The organism is Pseudonocardia sp. MH-G8 (assembly GCF_002262885.1).
Classification (GTDB): domain Bacteria; phylum Actinomycetota; class Actinomycetes; order Mycobacteriales; family Pseudonocardiaceae; genus Pseudonocardia.
The window spans coordinates 315980-337745 of record NZ_NKYF01000004.1 but is presented as its reverse complement, the minus strand read 5'-3'; the positions used below and the strand labels follow the sequence as shown (position 1 = coordinate 337745).

Here is a 21766-nt window from a genome sequence, read left to right as displayed (position 1 = left end):
CCGCGGGGTCAGCGCGCCCGGTTCACCTGGCTCCGGTCCGCCCCGGCAGCCCGGGCGTAGCCGTTGACCACGGCGTCGAGCTCGGCGGCGTCGATCACGTCCTCCAGCCGGTCGAAGCCGTCGGGCGCGCGGCGTTCCACCTCGTCGATCACGCCTTCGGGTCCACCGACCCGGTTGCGCAGGACCACCTCGGCGGTGGCCGGCAGCCGCTCGTCCTCGTAGGCCCGCAGCGCCACGGCCGGCTCGGCGTGGGCGGTGAGGTGGCGCCCGATGCTGGTGGCGTCGAGGATCGCCTGGCCGGCGCCGTTGGAGCCCATCGGGTACATCGGGTGCGCGGCGTCCCCGAGCAGGGTGACGCGTCCACGCGTCCAGTGCGGCAGCGGGTCGCGGTCGCACATCGGGAACTCGAAGAACTCGGGCGTGGCCCGCACCAGCGCGGCGTGGTCGAGGTGCGGCACCCGGAAGCGGCCGAGGTGCGGTTCCACGTCGGTCAGATCAGCGCGCCGCGACCAGTCCTGGCGCTCGGGTGGCGGATCGCCGGGCGTGCCGGTCAGGATGCAGACCGCCCAGTTCGTCAGCTTGGTGCCCGGCTCGCGCCCCTGCGCGATCGGGTAGATCACCAGTTTCGCGGCCGTGCCGCCTGCGATGATCATCGAGCGACCGGTGAGGTACTCGGGCCAGTCCGTCGCCCCGCGCCACATCATCACGCCGTTCCAGCGGGGCGCGCCCTCGTCCGGGAACATCGTGGCGCGCACCGTGGAGTGGATCCCGTCGGCGGCGACGAGCACGTCACCGCGCACCTCGCCCAGCGGGTCGCCGTGCCGGTCGGCGAAACGGGCCCGCACGACGTCCGCGTCCTGGTCGAATCCGACGAGGCGGTGTCCGGTGCGCACGGCGTCGGGCCCGAGCCGCTCCCGCACCGCCGCGAGCAGCACCCCTTGCAGGCGGCCGCGGTGGAAGGCGAGCTGAGGCAGCGCGAAACCCGCATCGACACCACACGGCTTGGCCAGGATCTCGGGCCCCAGCCGGTGCAGGTAGAGCAGTTCCTTCGTGCGGATGGCCGCGGAGCTCAGCCTGTCGAGCAGGCCGAGCTCCGCCAGCTCGCGAACCGCGTGCGGCAGCAGGTTGAGCCCGACGCCCAGCTCGCGGATCTGCGTGCTCTGCTCGTGCACCGTGCAGTCGATGCCCGCCTCGTGCAGCCGGAGCGCGGTGGTGAGCCCGCCGATCCCGGCGCCGATGATCACGACCTTCATGGCGATCCCCCGATGGTTCCGGCCCACCACAATGGCCGAAGCCGGCGGATCGCACCAGGTCGACCTGCATGCGCACGGTGTGGTCCGGAACCCGCCAGCCCGGACGCGACCTGCGGTGCTGACATCGGGGCATGTCCACCACCACGTCCACATCTCGATCCACACCCCGTGCCACCCAGCAGGAGCGCGCCGAACTGTTCCGCCGGCTGCACCGCGACGCCGTCCTCGTCCTGCCCAACGCGTGGGACGTCGCCTCCGCTCGCCTGATCGAGGACGCAGGGGCTGCCGCGATCGCCACGACGAGCGCCGGGGTGTCCTGGTCCCTGGGCCGCGCCGACGGGAACCAGCTCGGCCGTGACCTCGCGGTGGACGCCGTCCGCCGCATCGTCGCCGCTGTCGGCGTCCCGGTCACGGCCGACATCGAGACCGGCTACGGGGAGACCTCCTCGGCGCTCGTCCGGACGGCCGAGGCGGTCATCGCCGCCGGTGCCGTCGGGATCAACATCGAGGACTCCGGCGTGTCCCCGCTGCGGGACACCGGTGCACAGGCCGCCCGGATCGCCACGGTGCGGGCCGTCGCCGACGCAGCCCGGGTGCCGCTGTTCGTCAACGCCCGCATCGACACCTACCTGCTCCAGGTCGGTGACCCCGCCGGCCGGCTCCGGGAGACCACGGCCCGGGCGCAGGCCTACGTCGACGCCGGGGCGGACGGCGTGTTCGTGCCGGGCCTGGTCGCCGCGGATGCGCTGCGCGAGCTGGCGGCGGAGCTGTCCGTGCCGCTCAACGTGATGGCGGGTCCCGGTGCCCCGTCCGTCGCACAGCTCGCCGCGACCGGGGTGCGACGGATCAGCGTCGGGATGGGGATCGCCCAGGCCGCCTACGCCCGGGCGCGGTTGGCCGCGGAGGAGCTGCTGACCACGGGAAGCTATGCGTCGCTCACCGGCGGGATCGACTACGCGGATCTCAACGCGGTGCTGCTCGCGGCCCCGGAGCCGTGATCTCGCCGGCCCGGCAGCGCAGCCCGAGCAGGAAGGTCTCGGCGGCGTCGGCGAACAGCTCGTCCCACCGCCCGCCCTCGAGCTGCAGCCCCGCCAAGGTGGGATAGCGCTCCGCGCGCTGCTCCAGGTGCTGGTGCATCGCCACGCGCGCGGTCGCCTCGGCGTCGTGGTGCCATGCGGACTCCGCCGCGACACTGCCGATGACCAGGTTGCTGATCGCCGCCGCGGACGCCGCGAGCGCGTTCCCGGAGAATCCCGCGCCGCTCAGCGCGGCGTACACGAACTCCGAGCGGGCGAGCGCTTCCGGTCCGAGCAGCGGGCGGCTGCCGGCGAGCGCCCCGGACCACGGGTGGCGCAGGAGCGCGTGCCGCAGCGCGGTCATGAAGTGGCGCACGTCGTCGCCCCAGTCGTCCGCGTGGGCGGCCGGCAACGGGATCTCCGCGAACACCGCGTCGAGAGCGAGGTCGAGCAGGTCGTCGCGGGCGGCGACGTGCCAGTAGAGCGTGGTGGCGTGCACCCCGAGGGCGTCGGCCAGCGCCCGCATGCTCAGGCCCGCGGGTCCGGCGCGGTCCAGCAGCCGGACCGTCTCGGTCGCGATCGCCCCCCGGGTGAGGCCTCGGTCCCCGCGTCGGGGCGGGCGCTCGCGCAGCCACACCGCGCCGGGCATCGGAGGCGCGGTATCGGCCTTCTTCGGGCTCACGTCCTCCACTGTAGGACCTTGGTTTATGGTCCTACAGCGGAGGACCAACGGAGCGGCGAGAGGTCGGAGATGGGTGAGCCTGACGAGCATCGGGGCGTTGCGGGCGAGCGCCCGCCCACGCAGGAGGGGACGGACGGCCACCCGCGCCGGTGGCTGATCCTCGTGGCGGTCTGCGTGGCGCTGTTGATCATCGTGGTGGACAACACCGTCCTGTCCGTCGCGTTGCCGGCCATCGCCGACGAGCTCGGCGCGGGAACGGCGGCGCTCCAGGCGGTCGTGGACGCCTACGTCGTCGTGTTCGCCGGGCTGCTGGTCGTCTCCGGTGTCGCGGCCGACCGCCTGGGACGGCGCCGCACCGTGCTCGTCGGGTTGGCGGTCTTCGCGATGGCGTCCACGGGCGCTGCGCTGGCCGGCTCGCCGGCCGGGCTCGTCGTCGGGCGTGCCGTCATGGGCGTCGGCGCCGCCCTGGTGATGCCGGCGACGCTGGCGATCCTGGTGCAGGTCTTCCCGGACGACGAGCGGCCGCGGGCGTTCGCCGCCTGGGCGGGCGTCGCCGCCGTGGCGATGGCGGCGGGCCCGGTGCTGGGTGGGTTCCTCGTCGAGGTGTGGTCGTGGGCCGGGGTGTTCTGGATCAACGTGCCGCTCGCCGTGTTCGCGTTGGCGGCGACGGCGTGGCTGGTGCCCGAGTCCTCGGACCCGGACGCGCCGCGCGTCGACCTCGTGTCCGCGGTGCTGGTGACGGGAGGCATGAGCGGCCTGGTGCTCGCCGTCGTCGTGCTCGGCGAGTCGGGCCCGGCCGATCCGCTCGTCGCGCTGGGTCTCGGCGCGGCCGCGATCGGGCTCTGCTGGTTCGCGGTCCGGCAGCGGCGCGCCCCGGCGCCGATGGTGGACCTCGGGCTCTACCGCAACCGCGTGTTCGCCGGAGCGAGTGCCGCGGCCGCGCTGCTGACGCTCGGCACCGGGAGCGCGCTGTTCGTCCTCACCCAGCACCTGCAGCTGGTGCTCGGTCTCACCGCGGTCCAGGCCGGCGCCGGACTGGCACCGTTGGCCGTGGGCGTGGTCGCCGGATCGACCCTCGGCGGCAGGGCGCCCGCGCGTATCGGGGTGCGGGGGTGCGTGGTCATCGGGTTCGCGCTCGTCGCCGCCGGTTTCTGCGTGCTCGCCGCATTGCACCGCGACGACGGCTTCCTGCCCGTCGCGCTCGGGCTCGCACTGCTCGGGACCGGTACCGGGTTTTCCAGCCCCGCCGTCACGAGCGCCGTTCTCGGCGCGGTCCCCCGGCACCGGGCGGGAATGGGCTCGGCGCTGAACGACACCCACCAGCAATTGGGGATCGCAGTGGGTGTAGCGGCGCTCGGTGGATTCCTGTCCAGTGCCTACCGGAACGAGTTGCACCTGGTCGCGCCGGTAGCGGAGAACGGCGCGCTCGCCGCCACGCTGGCCAGCGCGGAACAGCTCGACGACGCCGGCCTCGCCGAGGCCGCGAAGGGGGCGTTCGTCACGGCGCAGGGCACGACGATGCTCGTCGCCGCGGGATGTGCCGGGCTGGGGGCGGTCGTGGCCGGAATTGCGCTGCGACCCGGACGCACGACCACGGGTTCGGACGGCGACGACGGGTAGGCGGTGTGGCGACGGCACCCAGGGGACGGACGGGGCGGCGCTCCCTCGCCCGATGGCCGCCCTCTCCCTCTCGGTCGTAGGAAATAGGGCTGCTGCTCCGGGGACGTGTGAGCGGGTGCAGAAGACTCGGAGTATCGGCCGTACTCGGTCGGGCCGACAACGATGGGTGTTCGACAACCCGGATCGTGGTCGAGGGCTCCGCGATGCGTTCTGGCAATTCGGCGTGACGTCGACATTCTTGCTGCGCCGGGAGGTGCCGCTGACGGACGGCGGTGGAGCCGGCCGCCTGGAGGGCTGGCGCACCCCCCGCGGGTCATGATGTGACACACGTCACTCTCTTGAATGTGAGTGATCCGTTAAGCTCGGTCCACTCCACCGCAAGGCGGGGTTGGGTTCTCGTTCATCAGTTGCTGACGATGCGCAACGGATGAGGGGGCCGAGGTTGTATCCGGACGTGGCGTGATCCGTCCGGCACGTGGGTCGCTGCCTCCGGCGCGACGTACGTCAGCACGTTGCGTATCGCGTTTTCTCCATGTCATCACGCTCCGCGTTGCGGGTCCCGCACGCATCAGGGCATCTCGTCCACCGTCCGACAGCAGGAGTCGAGTCACATGCGCAGGCACACCGCTCACGAGGGAGAGGCCGCCGGCCTCCCCGCGTGCGCTGCTGCCTCGGTGCGGCTGCGGCTGTCGACGAGGGACCGGATGTTGCTGGTGCTGCGGTGGACGCTCACGTTGGGCGGCGCCGTGGTGGTGCTGTGGGTCGGATCGGCGTTCCTCGCCACTCCCGCTTCCGCAGCGGCGGTTCCGGTGACGGTTGCTTCGGCAGGGGTGCTGAAGGGAGGCACTAGCAACTCCGCCGATCGTCCGAAGAAGGATGGCAAGAAGAAGTCCGGCGACAACAAGAAATCCGGCGACAACAAGAAGTCGGGCGACAAGAAGGCCGGCGAGAAGAAGAAGTCGGGCGAGAAGAAGAAGTCGGGCGACAAGAAGGCCGGCGAGAAGAAGAAGTCGGGCGACAAGAAGAAGTCGGACGACAAGAAGGCCGGCGAGAAGAAGAAGTCGGACGAGAAGAAGAAGTCGAGCGCAAAGAAGAAGAAGTCTGGTGACGCCAAGAAGAAGGCCAGCGGTGCCAAGAAGAAGAAGCCCGGTGACGTCAAAAAGAAGTCCGACGGCGCCAAGAAGCGAGTCGGTGACGCCAAGGAGAAGAAGCCCGGCGACGCCAAGAAGAAGTCCGGCAGCGTCAAGGGCAAGCCTGCCGACGCCCAGAAGAAGCTGAACGCCAAGAAGCAGTCGATCGTCGCCAAGAAGTCGATCGTCGCCAAGAAGTCGGGCGACCGGAAGAAGCCGAGCGACAAGAGGCGGTCGGGCGCCGACAAGAAGAAGTCGAGCATCGCCGAGAACGAGGATGATGACGACGACGGCGACGTGGCGGAGGAGTCCGAGGAGCTGCTCCAGCAGCGACTTGCCGTCGAGAAGAGCACGGCGCGGCTGAGCGCGTCGAAGCGGAAGCTCGCCGACGGGGCGATCACCAAGACCCAGTACCGCAAGCAGGCCTCGGCGCACAAGGCTGCACAGCGCAAGCTCGCGGCCGAGCGGGCCGATGTCGATCCGGAACAGCGCCGCCTGGTGGACCAGGTGGTCGAGGGGCAGGATCGGCTGGCCGGATTCGAGAAGCGGCTCGCGCGGGAGGAGCGCAAGGTCGCCGCGGGCACGATGACTCGCAAGGCGCACGGCAAGCACGAGGCGGCGTACGAGCGGCTGCGCGGGAAGGTGTACTCCGCCACGGATGAGCTGATGGAGCTCACCGACCGCGACCCGGGCCTGGATTCCGACGACGACCTCGACGGCCGCGGCGCCCGCGGCGGCTGCGGCACGGACGGCGCGTTCGTCGAGTGCGGAGCGTTCAGCGAGTCGGCCGGCGGGAAGCAGGAGACCGATCGCTGCGTCGCCGTCTCCGGGGTGTCGGCCGGCTGCGGCGCGACGACCGGCCGGGGTGATGCGAAGGCATCGGCTTCCTGCGACCTGACGGGCGCGGACCGCGGGTGCGTGAGCAAGGCGACCGACCGGGGAGACGACGGCACGAGGACCGTGGCCGCGGCCCGGTGCGAGGGCACGGTCCGCGGTTGCGCGCAGCACAGCGTGGCCACACCGGACGGCGGCGAGTCGGCCTGCCGGTCCGGCGGCGGCAAGTGCACCACCCGTTCCGCCGGACCGTTCCAGGGTGCGGCGCCGGAAGAGCGGTTGCGCACGGCGGCGAGCTGCACCGGCGACTGCACGGTCGACTCGGTCTCCGACCGGGAGCGCGTCGAGTCGAGCTGTGAGACCGGCGCCGGGCGCTGCCACACCCGGGGCCTGGGCGCGGAGGAGGACGGCTTCGGCTCCGGCAACGGCCGCCCGGGCGCCGGCGAGCGCGCGGGCACCGCGCGGGCGAACTGCACCGCGGCCGACGGCTGTGACAGCACGGCAGAACTGGGACGCGACGACGAGGACGGCATCTGGGGAGTCGCCGAATTCGACTGCGCCGGTGCCGCGTGCACCGGGCGCGCCGCGACCCACACCGACGCCGATCGCGAGACGTGGGTGAGCGAGGCGGCTCGTCAGCAACGGGCCGGCGCGAAGACGGTGGGCACGCCGCGCACCGCGGCGGAGGCCGGTGCGCGGTGCGCGGTGTCGGGTGGCGGCTGCCAGGCGACGAGCGCCTCGGACGGCCAGGTCCGCTCGGCGGGCGGCGAGGCCGAGGTCACCCTCGACTGCGACCGCGCCGACTGCCGCGGCACCGGGGCCACCCGGACGGCCGGTGCGGTGGACGGCATGCAGGCCGACGCGACCCGTACGGCGGGTGACCGGTCGACGTGCGAGACCACAGGCGGTCGCTGCGGAGCCGAATCCGATGTCGAGGTCGACCGCACGGTGCAGTCGCGTCAGGTGGGTGCGCGGACGGTGTGGACCGACCGCTTGTCGGCGACGGCCACGTCCGGCGCGCAGTTCGAGTGCGAGCGGGCGGAGTGCAGCGGCTCCGCGCAGAGCCGGACCCGCGGTGCGGCCTCGGGTGATGTGCGCGGTGTCCGCAGCAGCGACGGGGACTCGTCGTGCCGCGGGGCGGGTGCCGGCGCCGAGTGCGAGACGGACGCGACCACCACGGTGACCGACCGCGACCGCGCCGAGGCGCGGGAGGCGGGCCTGGCCGCGGTATCCGGACCGGTGAGCGTGTCGGAGTCCGGTGTCTCGATCGACTGCGACGGCGGCGACAGCCGCTGCCACGTCTCCGGCAGCGCCGGGTCGAGCGCCCGGGACACGGGCGTGACGCCGCACGGCCGGGGCAGCTCGGCCGACCTCGAATGCACGGTCTCGGGCGGGGACTGCGGCGGGCAGGCGACGTCGGCGTCCTCGAGCGCCGCCGACCACGTGGTGCTCGACCCGCGCACCGGCAAGCCGCTGGACGGGCAGCCGCGCACGGGCCCGTCGTCGACGTCCTCGTCGGAGGCGTACCTGGCGTGCGACGCCGGTAGCCGTTGCTCCGGCTCGGTACGTACCAGCAGTGCCGCCTGGGACGGCGCGGTGAACGGTGGGAAGCCGCGGACGTCGAAGGACGTCGCGTCGTGCTCGGGGGCCACGGACGGCTGCGAGGCCCGTTCGGTGTCGACCGCCTCGTCGGGCCCGGGGGCGTCGCTGGCGCTCGCGGCCGACCCGAACGAGGTGAACGCGAAGCGGCTCCCGAAGGGGCCGTCGGCGGCATCCGCGTCGGGCGCGGTCCTGTACTGCGACGGCGAGCGGGCCTGCACGGGCACGGTCCGCAGCGGGGCCTCCGCGGTCGACCCGGCGCACTCGGCGAAGCCGCGCGGTTCGCATGCGACCGGCACCTGCACGGACGTGCGCGGCGGTGTCTGCGTGGCCGTCACGAACTCGGGTTCGTCGACCGGGCCGGACGCGAACGTGATCGCCCCGGTGATGCAGCAGCGTTCCACCGAGAACGCCACGGTCACCGAGGACACCACCGGTGAGCAGGCCCCGGCGGGCGAGCCGGGCTCGCCGCAGCCGGCGACGGTGCCTGCGCCTGCGGCGCCGGGCTCGTCGGCGAACTCGGGCGGCCCGACCGTCCCGGGCGCGTCGAGCTGGTCGATGGCGAGCGCGGACCTGGACTGCTCGGGCAGCACCCGGTGCTCGGGCACGACGCAGACGATCGCTCAGGGCACGGACGGCCCGGTGACCGGCAACGGTGCGGGTGGGGCACGTGGTCCTCCGGTGCGGACCTCCGAGACCGCAAGCTGTGCCACCGGCGAGAGCGACTGCGTGGCGCGCAGCGGCTCCGTCGCGGGGTCGGGCCAGGTCGTGGCCGACATGATCGCGGAGCAGCAGGACGAGACCGCACAGCAGCTGGCCGAGCAGGCCACGCAGGCACGGAAGGCCGCCAGGAAGGCGGCGCTGGTCGCCGCCGAGCCCGGCGCGACCGCGAAGCAGAAGAAGACAGCGCGGCAGACCAGGGCCGCTGCACGCGAGCTCCGCAAGGTGGCGCGCGAGGCGGCCGCGGACGCGGCGAAGCCGGTCTACCTGGCCGACGTCGTGAGCCGGCAGCTGGATGCGGCCGCCGAGCAGTCGGCCGCGCAGGCGAAGCAGGCCCGCAAGGCCGCGGTGAAGGCGAGCCGGGTCGCGGCCCGCAACGGCGCGACCGCGAAGCAGGAGAAGAAGGCGAAGGCGGCGTGGGCCGCCGCCCGCAGCGCCAGGACCGCGGCGCGCGAGGCGGCCCGGCTGGCGGGGCTCCCTGTCCGGGGCGCCACGGCCGCGCTGTCGGAGTCCACCGCCACCGCGCAGTGCTCCGGCCCGGGTTGTGTCGCCGGGACCACCGCCGAGACCACCGGCAAGGTGGGATCGACCCCGACCGCCGCACGTTGCCGCGCCACCGCGAACGGGTGCGCCGTGGCCAGCGACTCCAGCGCGATGTTCACGCGCTACACCAGCGGCGGCACGGACCGGGCGCACGGGAACGGGCAGACCGGCTCCCAGGTCGACTGCCCCGACGCGGGCTGCCGCGGCTGGGTGAAGGGCGCGGCGAAGGTGCAGGGAGGTCCGGACGCCCGCCACAGCCGCAGCGCCGCGCGCGGGTTCACTCGCTGCGCGGGCATAGCCGGGTGCCAGGCCGCGATCACCGCCGCGACGTCGGTGGAGAGCGCCGGTGCCGGTCGCGGGGGCAGCTTCCGCACGGGGTCGGCGACGGTCGGCATCGAATGCCCCGATGGCCTTTGCAAGGGCTGGGTGAAGGGTGGTTCGAGCGCGGTCGGCGGGCCGGACGAGCGGCGCGCCCGCAGCGCCGCCCGCGGGGTCGCCCGCTGCACGGGCAAGGCCGAGTGCAAGGCGGAGATCACCGCCACGTCGTCGCTGGCACATGCGGGCACCGGCCCTGTGCGCGGCGCCGAGGGCTCCGCCACGGTCGGTATCGACTGCCCCAAGGGCAGCTGCACCGGCTGGGTGAAGGGGAACTCGACCGCGGTCGGCGGGCCGGACGGCCGGCACAGCCGCAGCGTCGCCCGCGGCGGCGCCCGCTGCACGGGCACCGGCGCGTGCCATGCCCAGGTCTCCCTGTCGTCGTCGGTGCAGACCGGGCGGGCGCCCTCGGGTGAGCGCTTCGCCGCCACGAACGCCGCCGCCAGTGCGTCGTGCGGCGACGGCACCGCACAGGGCTGCCGGTCCTACTCGTACTCCCGGACTCGGGTGAAGGGCTCTGGCGACGGCTCGGTGCGGGACAAGGCCAGCGCGGTCTGCCGTGCCGCCGGGCGCTGCGGGGCCGCCACCGGCGGGTCGGCCGCGCCCGGGGTCGCCCAGACCAGCGCGGACTGTGCCGGGAAGAAGTGCCGCACCTACAACGAGGGAGTGGCACGGGCCGCGACCCCGGGCGGGCGTCAGGTCGCCGTGGCCTGGGCCAAGTGCACCGCGGGAAAGAGCGGGCGCTGCGCAAGCTACTCCCAGGTCGGCGGCACCGACGAGGGAGTGCAGGCCGCAGCCGGTTGCCAGGGCGCGACCTGCCGTTACGACGCCGTCGCGGCGGGCAAGGCCGGTGTCCTCGACGGCAACGGGGCAACGGCCCGTGGCGCCTGCGGCGACCGCGACGGTAGCGGCCATTGCAGCGTGACTGCGACCGTGCTGGTGAAGGACGGCCAGTGGGTGGCCGCGGCGTCCTGCAAGGGCACGAAGGGCTCGAACTGCCGCTACAGCGCCGATGCCGAGGACAAGGCCGGTGTGCTCGGCATCAACGGGGCTGAGGCCCGTGGCGCCTGCGGCGACCGCGACGGCAGCGGTCGTTGCACCGTGAGCGCGACCGCGCTGGTGAAGGACGGGCAGTCGGTGGCCGCGGCGTCCTGCAAGGGCACGGAGGGCTCGGGCTGCCGCTACGACTACGCCGCCACCAGTGAGGCGGGCGCGCCGGGGGCGTCGGCGAGCGCGAGCTGCGGCAAGGGCGGTGGGCAGGGCTCGGGCTGGTGCGCCACCAACGCGGTCGCCGAGGCCGGTCCCGGGCAGTCGATGGCCGCGGCCTCGTGCTCGAGCAGCAAGGGCACGTTGTGCACCTACAGCGCCACGAGCCACTCGGCTGCGGCGGGGGCGTTCGGCGACGCGCACGGGTACGGCGCCACCCGAACCGGCAAGGGCTTCGTCCAGGTCGCCACGTCGGCGCAGAACGCGGGTGGGGTGCCGCAGGCCAGCGCGTCCTGCACGGGGAGCGCGGGCGCGTCCTGCAGCCACTACTGGTCGGTGACGGCGTCGGACTACGCGTCGCACCCGTCGGGTTCGTGGGCATCCGCCTACGCTCACGACGAGGGCGGCGGCGCGATGGGATCGAGCAGCGGTTGGGTGTTCGCCGACGCCCAAGCCGGTGACGGGTACGCCGCTGCCAGCGTGGGATGTTCGAACCCGGCGCACTGCTCCAAGTCCTACAAGGCGCATGTCGAGTTCGACGTCAGCTGGACCCAGCAGCAGACGTGGGAGGCCCCAGGCGGCACCTGGAATGCTCGCAAGTACGGCGACTGCTCGGGCTCGACGGGCAGTGGTTGCAGCGTCTACGCCAGCGGCACCGGGGTCGGTTGCGACGGTGACTGCTCGAACTTCAGCCAGTACTCGTCGAAGTCGGTGTTCACGCAGCTCATCGCCGCGGGCAAGGTCATCTGGGACGCCGCGACCCTCACCGCGGACGAGGTCGCGGATATGGGCCCCGAGGAGAGCGGCGCCTTCGCCGGACGTGACGAGAACGGCGACCTGTTCCTTGTCGTCAAGAACCGTGGCGAGAAGCCCCAGACCTGTGACGCGAAGTGCATCAAGGACCTGCCGACGACAGACGGGAAGACGACCCTCGGCGACACGACGGGTGCCATGGCGACATGGAACCGGAAGGCGAAGAACCCGAGGAACACGTTCTCCGCGTCCGACCCGGTGGCGCCGACGGACAGTCGTCGTCACGAGGTGACCGGTGAGGACAGCGCACGGATCAGCCAGGACAAGGACGGCAACGTCCAGGTCTGGGTCGGCGGCAACGGCACGGTGACCGACGGCCGCACCAACGCGAAGATCAATATTAGGCCCACCGACCCGAAGGTGCCGACCACGCTCCGGGTGGTCGACCGGCCGCGGGCCCCGTTCGACGGTGTGGTCGCCGGCAGATTCACCTACACCGGCCCGAAGATCGACCTCCCGGAGGTCGTCGAGAAGTACAACAAGAAGCACAACATCGACGCGCCCGGCTTCGACAAGCTGGTCAGCAACGCGGCATGGGGCGAGCTGCGTGCGGGCAAGGCGGGCCAGCCGATCTTCAACCTCGCCGGCTCCGGATCCAGCAGGTTCGTCTCGGCCGAGGGCGTGGTGGTCAACGGCAACGGCGACGGCCCGAACTTCAAGGACGGCCCGGGCAACAAGGTCCGTTTGATGACGCCCGCCTACGGTCCCGATGGCAAGGTCCTCGCGTCGGGCCGGTACGACGTGTACGGGCAGACCGGTGACATCACCTTCCCGGACGGTCGCAAGATCACCAATCACAACCGGTACTTCCACGAGGGCGATCCGGACGCGCGATTCCCCGAGCCGTACAGCGGGTCGGTGGAGAGTTTCCACGTCGGTGCTGTCACACCGTTGGGACCTGGCCGTGGCGGCAGCTTCGACTGCGCCGGCTTCTGCACCGAGACCGTGCCCGGTAACAAGGACGTGCGCGCCGGCCTGTGTTCCGGCGGTGTCTGCACGGGACATGAGTACGAGATTCAGCAGACGTTCGGGGATCTCGATCCGACTCAGCGCGAGTGCACCGCGCGCTGTGAGATGCACGACGAGTTCGGCGGCGACTGGACCAGCAAGTACCCCAACGGCTACTTCCAGGCCCGCATGCTCGATGACGGGACGATCGCCAGCTTCACCCCGCAGGGCGACGCCGCCTACTGCGTCAATGAGGGCTGCGAGTACACCCAGGGATACCGCGACAACAACGGCAACTTCGGGTTCATGACCTGCCACGGTGACGGCGGCGGCTGCTTCGGCGGGACCACCGGCTCCGACGGGAAGGCCCAGACGCTGGGTTGCCACGGGGTGGCCTGCGACCCGATGGTGCTGCTGTACCCGAACACGACGCCCCGGGAGAAGGGCCAGAGCCGTGCGGACTGGCAGCGGGCGAACGAGAAGAACCGGCAGCTCCACGGCGCGAACGAGGGCTGGTCGTGCGGTACCGGGATCGGGAACACGGGCTGCGAGTCGAACCGTCCGGACCTGCGGACCGAGGGCCGCGGGGAGGTCTCCCCGGCTTGGATGTCGTTCATCGACCCGGATTACCGGCGGCCCTACCGCGGCACCGAGACCGACGAGATGCTTGCCGAGGTCCTCGCGCCGCTCGGGTACGAGAAGGGTGAGCCGCTGCCGCCGCTCGACCCGGCGGCGTACGCCAACCTCACCCCGAAGCAGCGCGAACTCTACGACGAGTCGCTGCGCCCGCTGAGCGACACCGAAAGGGACTTCGCCTCCGCCCGCGCGGTCAACGCCGACGCGGATCTCCGGTACGACACCGAGACACTGATCGAGAAGCTGCCGGAGCTCGAGCGGGCCACGGACCGGATCGACGAGGCCCGGCGGAACGGGACGTTCTCGCCGAGCGCCTTCGCCGACGACGTTGCGCTGTACGAGCAGTCGCTTCTCCCCGTCCAGCGAATGGGGATCAACAGGGGGATCGCGGATGCGCTGACGGCCATGACGTACCAGCGCCCGATCATCGACCCGGACAACCGCAGCGCCGCGGAGAACCGGAGCGTTCCCGCGGATCTGCAGGTCACGTTGATCGATGCCAACGAGGAGTTGCAGAAGGCGCTGGGGGTGAACGCGCAAGGGCAGTCGCTCGACGCGCACGGCAACGTCATCGTCTCCAACCCGGAGGCGAAGGCTCAGGCCATTGCCGACGGGGTGCCCTACGTCGAGCTCACCGATCTCCAGAAGGCACGAAGCGACGCGGGCCGCGTGGCCGGGCTCAGTCTGACCGGTCACAAGGAGGACCTGTGCAAGCGCACGCTCGCGCTGGAAATGCAGGTCGACTGGCTCCTCGAGCACGGCGACGTCACGCAGATCGATGTGGACCGCGTGGACGCGTTGGAGAAGACGATCAACGACGACCGGAAGTTGCTCGGCGGGCTGCAGACCGATATCGAGACGTTGAGCGCAGGCCTCCCGGGTGTGCCACCCGACACGGCGACCCTGCGGGGGATCGACATCAGGCTCGGTGCGAACGCGGGCGAGACCCGCATGGCCCAGGACATGGATCGGCTGAACGAGTTCGAGACCCGGCTGACCGATCTGGCCCGCGGACTGGAGAACTCGAACGATCCTGCGGAGAAGGCGCTCGCCGAGACGGTCGGGGCACTCGCCGAGATGACCGGCATGTCCTACGACACGGTCGCCCGCGATGCCAGTTTCCGTTCCACGGTCGGCAAGCTCGTGTGGGAGGGCGGAGGTTCTGGCCGCTACCAGCAGCGTGACCTGCTCTCCATGCCGTCCACCCAGCGGCCGGACATGGTGTACGTGTTCAACTCAGCCATCAACTCGCCCGACTATCGCAACAACCCGGACAAGAGCCTCCAGGGCCTCTTCCGTGGGCGAGGCGAGGGATGGATCGCGCAATCGGCGTCTGCGATGACGGCGGAGGAGGCGAAGGACGAGATCTTCACGATCGCGCTGGGGAATTACAAGGAAGATGACCGGAACAATATCGAAGATCTGGTGATCGAGTTCGACGGTGACCTGGATAAGTTCAAGCAAGCGATCGAGGATGTCGGCGGGAAGAACGCGGGCAGGGCCAAGCCCGGGGAGTTGGGCGAGGTCGGGGTCATTCGGATTTTCGCCGATGACCCGAACAATCCCGACGCGGGGTTCCCCACCGAGACGGCCCTGTTCCGGGTCATGGGTGCCGACGGTGTCATCAAGTTCGTGGACCCCGATGGGCACGTCTACGACGACCCGAACGACTACCAGAAGATGAACGGGTTCGCCGACGATCACGAAGTGTTGCTGCACGACGGTATGTACGACCCGATCGGTATGAAGGGTGGTGTGCAGCTGGTCGACGCACACGAGGACCCGGCATTGAAGCAGATCGGAATCAACATCGGCCGAGTGCTCGCGGGCGCAGGCACCGTCCTTCTGGGCATGTCGGGTGTGGGTGCACCAGCAGTGGTCGGAGTGGCTGCCGTCAGGGGCGTCGTCGGAGGGGTGGCGGGCGCCGGTGCGGGCGCCGCTGCCGCGTTCACGTCAGGCGCTGTCGTGATGGGCGCCACCGCCGCTGGTGAGTTGATCGTCCGGCACCAGCACAACATGAGCGTCAACCCGCTCGAGGATGAGACGGCCAGATCCCTCTGGATCACGACAGCATCGTCCGCACTTCTCGGTGGCGGATCGCTCGTCGCGAAGATCGGTGCGCTCAAGGGCGCGGTTGGACTGCACCGGACCGGCGTCATCGCCGCCGGGGCAGGTGGCGTTGCCATGGCGGGCCACATGGCTTACTCCATGGGTGATGCGGCCCTCAATTGGGAGCATCTCACCCCCACGCAGCGCTGGGAGTTCAAGATCGACGCGACCCTCGCCGTGGCCGGTCTGGGGGCCGGGATCGTGAAGGGGGTCAGCGGCGGGGTCGCCGCCTGGCGGTACGGAAAGATCGCCGAGGACGTCCCGCGGATCAACCAGCAGATCGCGGACATCACGGCGTTGCGTGGTGGGGTCCGTCCGACGATCGGTCAGTTGGCCAGAGAGCTGGGTCGCAGCAAGGGCGCGGTGCGGTTCGCACTCCGGAACGCTTCGGTCGAGCCACTGGTGAACCGCGTCGCGAACATGACGGTGCGGGCGGGAGCCCGGCCCACCGTCGGCCAGGTCGTGAAGGAGACCGGCGTCACCCGGACCGAGGCACGGGTCGCGCTGAACGTGGTGAAGGCCGGCAAGACCACCGAGATGGTCATGGCCGAAAGGGCGATGCGCGACAACAACCACATGACCGTCGCGGAGTTCCAGCGTGGGCTCGGCCGCTTCACCCCGCAGAAGAAGAAGGACGCGCTCGTCGAGCAGATCGAGGCTGGCGAGCTGGCGGGCTTCAGCCACCACCACGGCCGGATCAGCTACCAGCCGACGCGCCAGGCGCAGTTGAACGGGGCGGCCAAGCCGGGGGTGGTAGCGGGCCGCGGTCCCGTCGTGTTGCCGGTGGCGCAGCGCGGCGGCGCCGCGTCGGATGCCGCGGCCCAGGCCGAGAACGCCATGGGGGGCAAGAGCAGTGCCACCGTGGCGGAGTTCCAGCGTGGTCTGCAGCAGGCCACGTCGAAGAAGGACCGCAACGCGATCGTCACCCAGATCAAGAACGGTGAGCTCCCGGGATTCAGCTACTTCGAGGCAGGCTCGGGGGCGCACCGGCAGGGCTACATCGGGCACAGGCCGGTTCCTGCGGCGAAGCCGGTGGCGGGTCCGGTGCCGAATGCGGGCCGGGCCGCGGATGCGATGGGTGGCAAGCCGCACGCCACGGTCGAGGAGTTCCTGTCCGGGCTGGGTGAGGACATGCCCCCGCTGCAGAAGGCGGTGCTGCTGGAGCAGGTCAAGCAGGGCGATGTGGATGGGCTCACGTTCACGGCCGACGGCGAGAACGGCGGCTGGATCAGCCACAAGGACGCCCTCGGCCCCGGTCAGGCGCGGGCGGCATCGGATGGCGGCGTCCCGGCGGGGACGTCGATCGAGCACGGTGGCCGCAGCCCGCCGCCCCCGACGGCGCCGAAGCAGCCTTCGGTACCCGGCGCCCCCCAGGAGGCCCTGCCCGCGTCGCAGTCCGGCGGCGGGATGCGCGGCGGCACCCGGCCGAACAAGCCGTCGGGCCCCGACGGCCCTGCGCCGTCCGGTGGGCATGCGCCGGCCAGGGCGGCGGCGACGGACACGACCGCGGTGACAACACAAGGTTCCGCCGGCACACCGAAACCGATGGAAGGCAACGGCATCGGCGGGCTGTCCCCACCGCGTCCGTCGAACAACGAACTTGCCGTCGCCGCGGCGAACAAGGCGATGGGCAAGCACGACACGCGCTCGATGAAGGCGTTCGAGGACGGCCTGAGCGCGGAGCAGCGCAGCGAGACGATCGAACTGCTCAAGCACAACAAGCTGGAGGGCTTCGCCTACAGCGAGGGTGTGCTCAACGGCGAAGCGTTCGCGACCGTGACACGCGTGGGTGTCCGGCCGGGTGTGCGGTCGCTGAAGGGAACCGATGAGCGCCGTGTCACCGCGGCGACACAGAAGCGGGAGGGCTGGTACCGGCGCAACATCGAGCACTTCGCCGAGTGGCGCTACGAGCTGGCGATTCGGCCGTACAACAAGCTGGTCGCAGAGTTCAAGAAGCTCCGTGACTCGGAGGGCCCCCTCACCCCGCCGGATGTCCTGGCGCGGCGAGTTGCCAACGGCGACTACACGATGGATGCGCTCCGGGCGGTGCGGAATGAGTCGTTCCGGCTGAGCGAGTGGGCCTTCCGGGAAAAGGAGGGCGATTCGTTCTTGCTGAAGGACTGGCAGCTCGCGGCGGCCTATGCCGAGGCTGCAGGACGCGGTCGGATCTGGCTGTTCGGGATGTTGATGCCGCGGAAGGTCCACGGCACCGTCATCGAGCTGCGCACAGGACTGGGCAAGACGCAGGTCGAGGTGCTGCTCGCGCAGTGGAAGGCGTTGCGTTGGCATATCCCGGAAGGGGGAAAGCGGCCCGTCCACGGCGTCCACGTGGTGAAGTCGGACCCGAAGCTGGCCGAGCGCGATCACGAGGTTCATCAGCAGGTCGCCGAGGCGCTGGGCCTCGAGGTCGGTCTCCTGCGGTCCCGGGAGGACCGGGGCTACTCCGACGCTCACCAGCGCGGTCAGTACGACAAGCCGATCGTCGTCGGCACGAAGAGCCAGTTCTACTTCGACTGGCTCTACGACAGCCTGGTCAGTGGCGCGAACCGGATTCAGCGCGACCGGGATGCGGCGATCATCGACGAGGCCGACCTCGTGCTGCTGGACGCCGGGCGGACCCCGCACATCCTGTCGCTGTCCGCGGCGGAGAAGAACATCCTCAGCGATGCCTACGTTCGGGCGCGCGATGTCGTGGCAGGCCGCCACGACGCCGACCCGGCGTTGCGGATCAGTCCGATGCAGCACGGGGAGCATTTCGTCACCGGTCGGTGGACCGGCCGGTTCACACTCACAAGGGCCGGTCAGAGGGCCGCCGAGAAGCACCAGGTCAGCGAGGACCTCGTCGTCCAGGCGCTGCGCGCGGAGCACCGCTTCCGCGAAGGTATGGACTACATCGACGCAGGCAACGGCCAGATCGTGATCATCGACCGCTACACCGGCTACCCGCTGTGGGGTCAGCGGTGGCGCGACGGCCTGCACGAGGCCCTCGCAGCCAAGCACGGACTGCCCGTGGGCGAGATGCAGAACACGCGGGCGCAGGTCACGAGCTCCGAGTACTTCGGTGACTACCGGTCGGTCGTCGGGCTGACGGGGACGGCAGTCCGCTCGCGCACCGACCGGCTGGGCTTCGCGAGGTTCTACGGCTTGCGGGTGTTCGAGGTCAGGGGCCCGAAGTCGGAGCTGCTGCCGTTGCGCGCAAAGACCTTCCTCAGCACCGAGGCCAAGCTCCAGTCGATGGCGAAGGACATCGCCGCGTCACGCGCCGAGTCCCGCCGGCCGGTGTTGTCGATCCTGGGATCGATCCGGGAGGCCGAGCGACTGCACGCGATCGTCTCGCGCAAGTACGGCATCGACGCCGGTCTGGTCACCGGCCGCCCCAGGCACCTGATGAACGAGGACACGATCGCGGCGGGCGCGGGCCGTGACGGGGCGGTCACCATCGCCACCGACGTGATGGGCCGCGGCACGAACGTCCGCCCGGATCACCCGGAGGGTCTCCTGCTGCTGCGTGGGCAGCGGTCGTTCGCCAAGCGGGTCGACGATCAGGCCGACGGCCGCGCCGCCCGCTTCGTCGACAAGGGCGCGGCCCGCGAGTACCGGTCGCTCGACGACGAGCTCGTCCGCACGTACGCCCCGCGGCTGCGGAAGAAGCTGGCCGAGGAGTACCAGGGCAAGGACGAGATCAGCGGCACCGATCTCGGAAAGCTCTTCGATCGGGCGCAGAAGAATGCCGAGTGGCAGCATTACCGCGAACTGGGCCGGGTCACCCGCAACCCCGACCGCGCCAAGTCCGCCGCCTTCCAGACCGTCGACGCGCCCGGCGCCAGAGCCCGCACCCCGCTCGGCGGGAACACCACCCGTCAGGCGGGCCCGGTCGACAGCCCGGAGAGGCAGCAGGCCGCGGCACGCGTGCACGAGGCCGGTCGTCGCATCGACGCGGCCCTCGACCGGATCACCCGGTTCCAGCAGGCCCGGCGCGATGGCGACGCAGCAATGCCGATCGACCAGCACGGCCTGCACGAGCACGACGTAGACCTCTACGCCGCGCTGCGTGACTACCGCGCTCTGCTCGGCATCTCGGTCGCGGGGGCAGCGACCGCGGAGGCGGTCTCCGACGTCGCCGCAGAGTCGCCGGCTCCGTCGTCGTCGATACCGTCGCTGCGCACCGAGGATCCCGCCGCCGAGCGGGGTGTGTCGTCCGCCGCGATCGCCGACATCCGGGCGATGATCTACTACGGCGACTACCACCACGCGACCGATGCCGTGCGCGATCTGACCGCCGGCGTCGCCGGCGCGCGCCACGCCGACGGCCTCCCCTGGGGCGGCCGCGAGGTCACCGAGGCGACCGCCCAGCACGCGCTCGCCGTGCTCGGGAGGATCACCGCGGCCGAACGGTCACTGGACCTGCGCGACCGGGCAGACCCGTTCGCGGACGAGGCGGATCTGGATGAGCTCAACGGGCAGGTCGAGATCCTCGATGCCTTGCTCTCCACGCTGCCTGAGGACGCCGTGGTCGACCGGGACATCACGGCCGACGGCCTCATCGAGCACGCCACCGAGGTGGCCGACTACTGGGACGAGCGCGCCGCCGAGCTGGACCACGCGGCGGATGGTGCCGAAGAGTTCAACCTGCTGGGCCCGGAGCAGATCACAGACCTGCGCAACGACGCAGCGCAGGACCGCGAGCGGGCCGCGCAACAGCGCACGGTGCGCGATGGGCTGCTCGACGCGGACGCCGATGAGGCGACCCCGGCCGATGACCCGACAGCGGAGTTCGCCGACGACACCGGTGCGGGCGACGGCCACGATGATTCCCGCGACACGGAGGAGGACTCCGCGCGGCAGTCGCTCGAGACTGTGCTGCGGGCCGCAACGAACCGAGTGGACGGCGCTCGCTCCGCCTGGATGACGCTGCGGGATACGGCCTGGCGGAACCTCGTCGCGGCCGAGGCGCGGCGGGACACGGTGATCCGGAGCGGAGCCGGCGACCTGGCCGCTGAGCACCGCGCCGTCGCCCGTGCCGCCGCGGAGCTGCAGCTGGTCGACGCGACCCTGGGCCGGCTCGACGTGAGCAGGCTGGCGTTGCTGGCGCGGGACGTCTGGCGGGCGCACCAGGCGGGCCTGTCGCATGAGCGGATCGCTGAGAACACGACGCTGTCGCACGATCAGGTTGCCGGGGTCGTCCGGGACATCGCCACCATGGAATTGCGGGATGCGGTGCGCAGGGCGGATGCGGAAGTCGAGCCTGCACGCCGGAACCTCCGTGTCACCGAGGCCGGGATCGCCGAAGCGGCGGAAGCGCTGCGTCGCGCCGAGGCCGCGATGGAGGAGTTGGACGAGCGCGAGGCGCGGCACCTGGCCCCGGCCGTACGGGCCGCCTACCGAGCAGGCGTTCGGCCCGAGGACATCCGGGAGATCACCAACCTGTACGAGAGCCAGCTTGGCGAGGCCCTCGCAGGCGTGGTGCCAGGTGTGACCGCGAACTCCGACGACTACGCGGCGGCCGTCGACACCCTCCGTGCGGCGGTCACCGACGCAGAACAGATCTTCATGCCGATGGATGCGTCGGCCCGAGCGGTGACCCGGGACGCCCGGCGGCACCTGGTCGCGGCTCAGGATTCGGCGGCCCGTGCAGAGATCGAGCTGGCGGCGGCCGTGGACGCACCGAACCGGTGGAAGGAGCTTGCACCGACCATCCGTCAAGCGCACACGGCCGGAGTGCGGGCCGTGGACATCGGAAAGATCACCGGATTCACTCCCGGTCGGTTGACGTCGATCCTGAGCGAGACGGGCAACGTGCACACCGACTCCCGCGGTCCGGGCCGCGATGGCCCGCAGGCCACGGGAGGTGCCGCGACCCCGGGTGGCGGTGGTGCGGATGAGGCAGGTGCCGGCTCCGGCCCGCCGGGCACCGCGCGGCCGTCCGGAACCAGCGGGCGCGCCGATCCGGTCGGTCACCCGGTGGATACGAAACACGGCTACACCGGGCTGCCGCCCCCGGTGAACAATTGGCACGATCTCTCGGCGGCGGTCGGTCAGCGCCGCCACTACGGCCGGGGTGGGTCGTACGTTCTGCGGCCGGAGTCCGAGTTCCAGCTGGGCGAGGAAGAGCGGCTGGGGCTGGAAGCGAAGTTGCTTCCGCGGGTCCGGGCGAAGCTGGACGAGGGCGACATCGAGCAGATCACGTGGCGTGCGGTGTCGGCGCCGGTCGTGACGGTGTCGATCGAGGGGCTGCCCTTCGCGGGTGTGCTGAAGCGGTACACGATCTGGGTTCCCGCGCAG

5 protein-coding genes (1 of these 5 only partly in view) are annotated in these 21766 nt (G+C 71.5%); 3 read left to right on the top strand and 2 right to left on the bottom strand.

All coding sequences use genetic code 11. The features are described 5' to 3' along the window. Window positions 1-8 precede the first annotated feature (8 nt). A complete protein-coding gene (locus CFP66_RS13495; protein WP_094923577.1) occupies window positions 9-1253 on the bottom strand; it encodes a flavin-dependent oxidoreductase in 1245 nt (414 codons plus the stop codon). Window positions 1254-1384: 131 nt separating this feature from the next. Here CFP66_RS13495 and CFP66_RS13490 point away from each other — a divergent pair, with 131 nt between their 5' ends. Beyond that, window positions 1385-2251 carry an isocitrate lyase/phosphoenolpyruvate mutase family protein gene (locus CFP66_RS13490; protein WP_094923575.1) on the top strand — a complete coding sequence of 289 codons (867 nt, stop codon included), beginning with the start codon at window positions 1385-1387 and terminating at the stop codon, window positions 2249-2251. On the opposite strand, the gene CFP66_RS13485 is transcribed toward CFP66_RS13490, so the two are convergent. Next, window positions 2217-2951, bottom strand: a complete 735-nt coding sequence (locus tag CFP66_RS13485) for a TetR/AcrR family transcriptional regulator C-terminal domain-containing protein (RefSeq protein WP_233159392.1) — start codon at window positions 2949-2951, stop codon at window positions 2217-2219. The genes CFP66_RS13490 and CFP66_RS13485 overlap by 35 nt on opposite strands. A 69-nt stretch (window positions 2952-3020) precedes the next feature. On the opposite strand from CFP66_RS13485, the gene CFP66_RS13480 reads away from it, so the two are divergent. Next, the gene (locus CFP66_RS13480) at window positions 3021-4571 is read left to right on the top strand and encodes an MFS transporter (protein WP_094923571.1); all 1551 of its coding nucleotides are present in this window, start codon (window positions 3021-3023) and stop codon (window positions 4569-4571) included. A gap of 611 nt (window positions 4572-5182) precedes the next feature. After that, window positions 5183-21766 carry the beginning of an NUDIX domain-containing protein gene (locus tag CFP66_RS13475; protein WP_143517250.1) on the top strand. It continues 24873 nt past the right edge of the window, so only the first 16584 of its 41457 coding nucleotides appear in the window; the start codon lies at window positions 5183-5185; the stop codon falls past the right edge of the window.

Coding starts and splice junctions, on each gene's coding strand:
- CFP66_RS13495 (WP_094923577.1), bottom strand. CDS start 1,253: ATGAAGGTCGTGATCATCGGCGCCGGGATCGGCGGGCTCACCACCGCG.
- CFP66_RS13490 (WP_094923575.1), top strand. CDS start 1,385: ATGTCCACCACCACGTCCACATCTCGATCCACACCCCGTGCCACCCAG.
- CFP66_RS13480 (WP_094923571.1), top strand. CDS start 3,021: ATGGGTGAGCCTGACGAGCATCGGGGCGTTGCGGGCGAGCGCCCGCCC.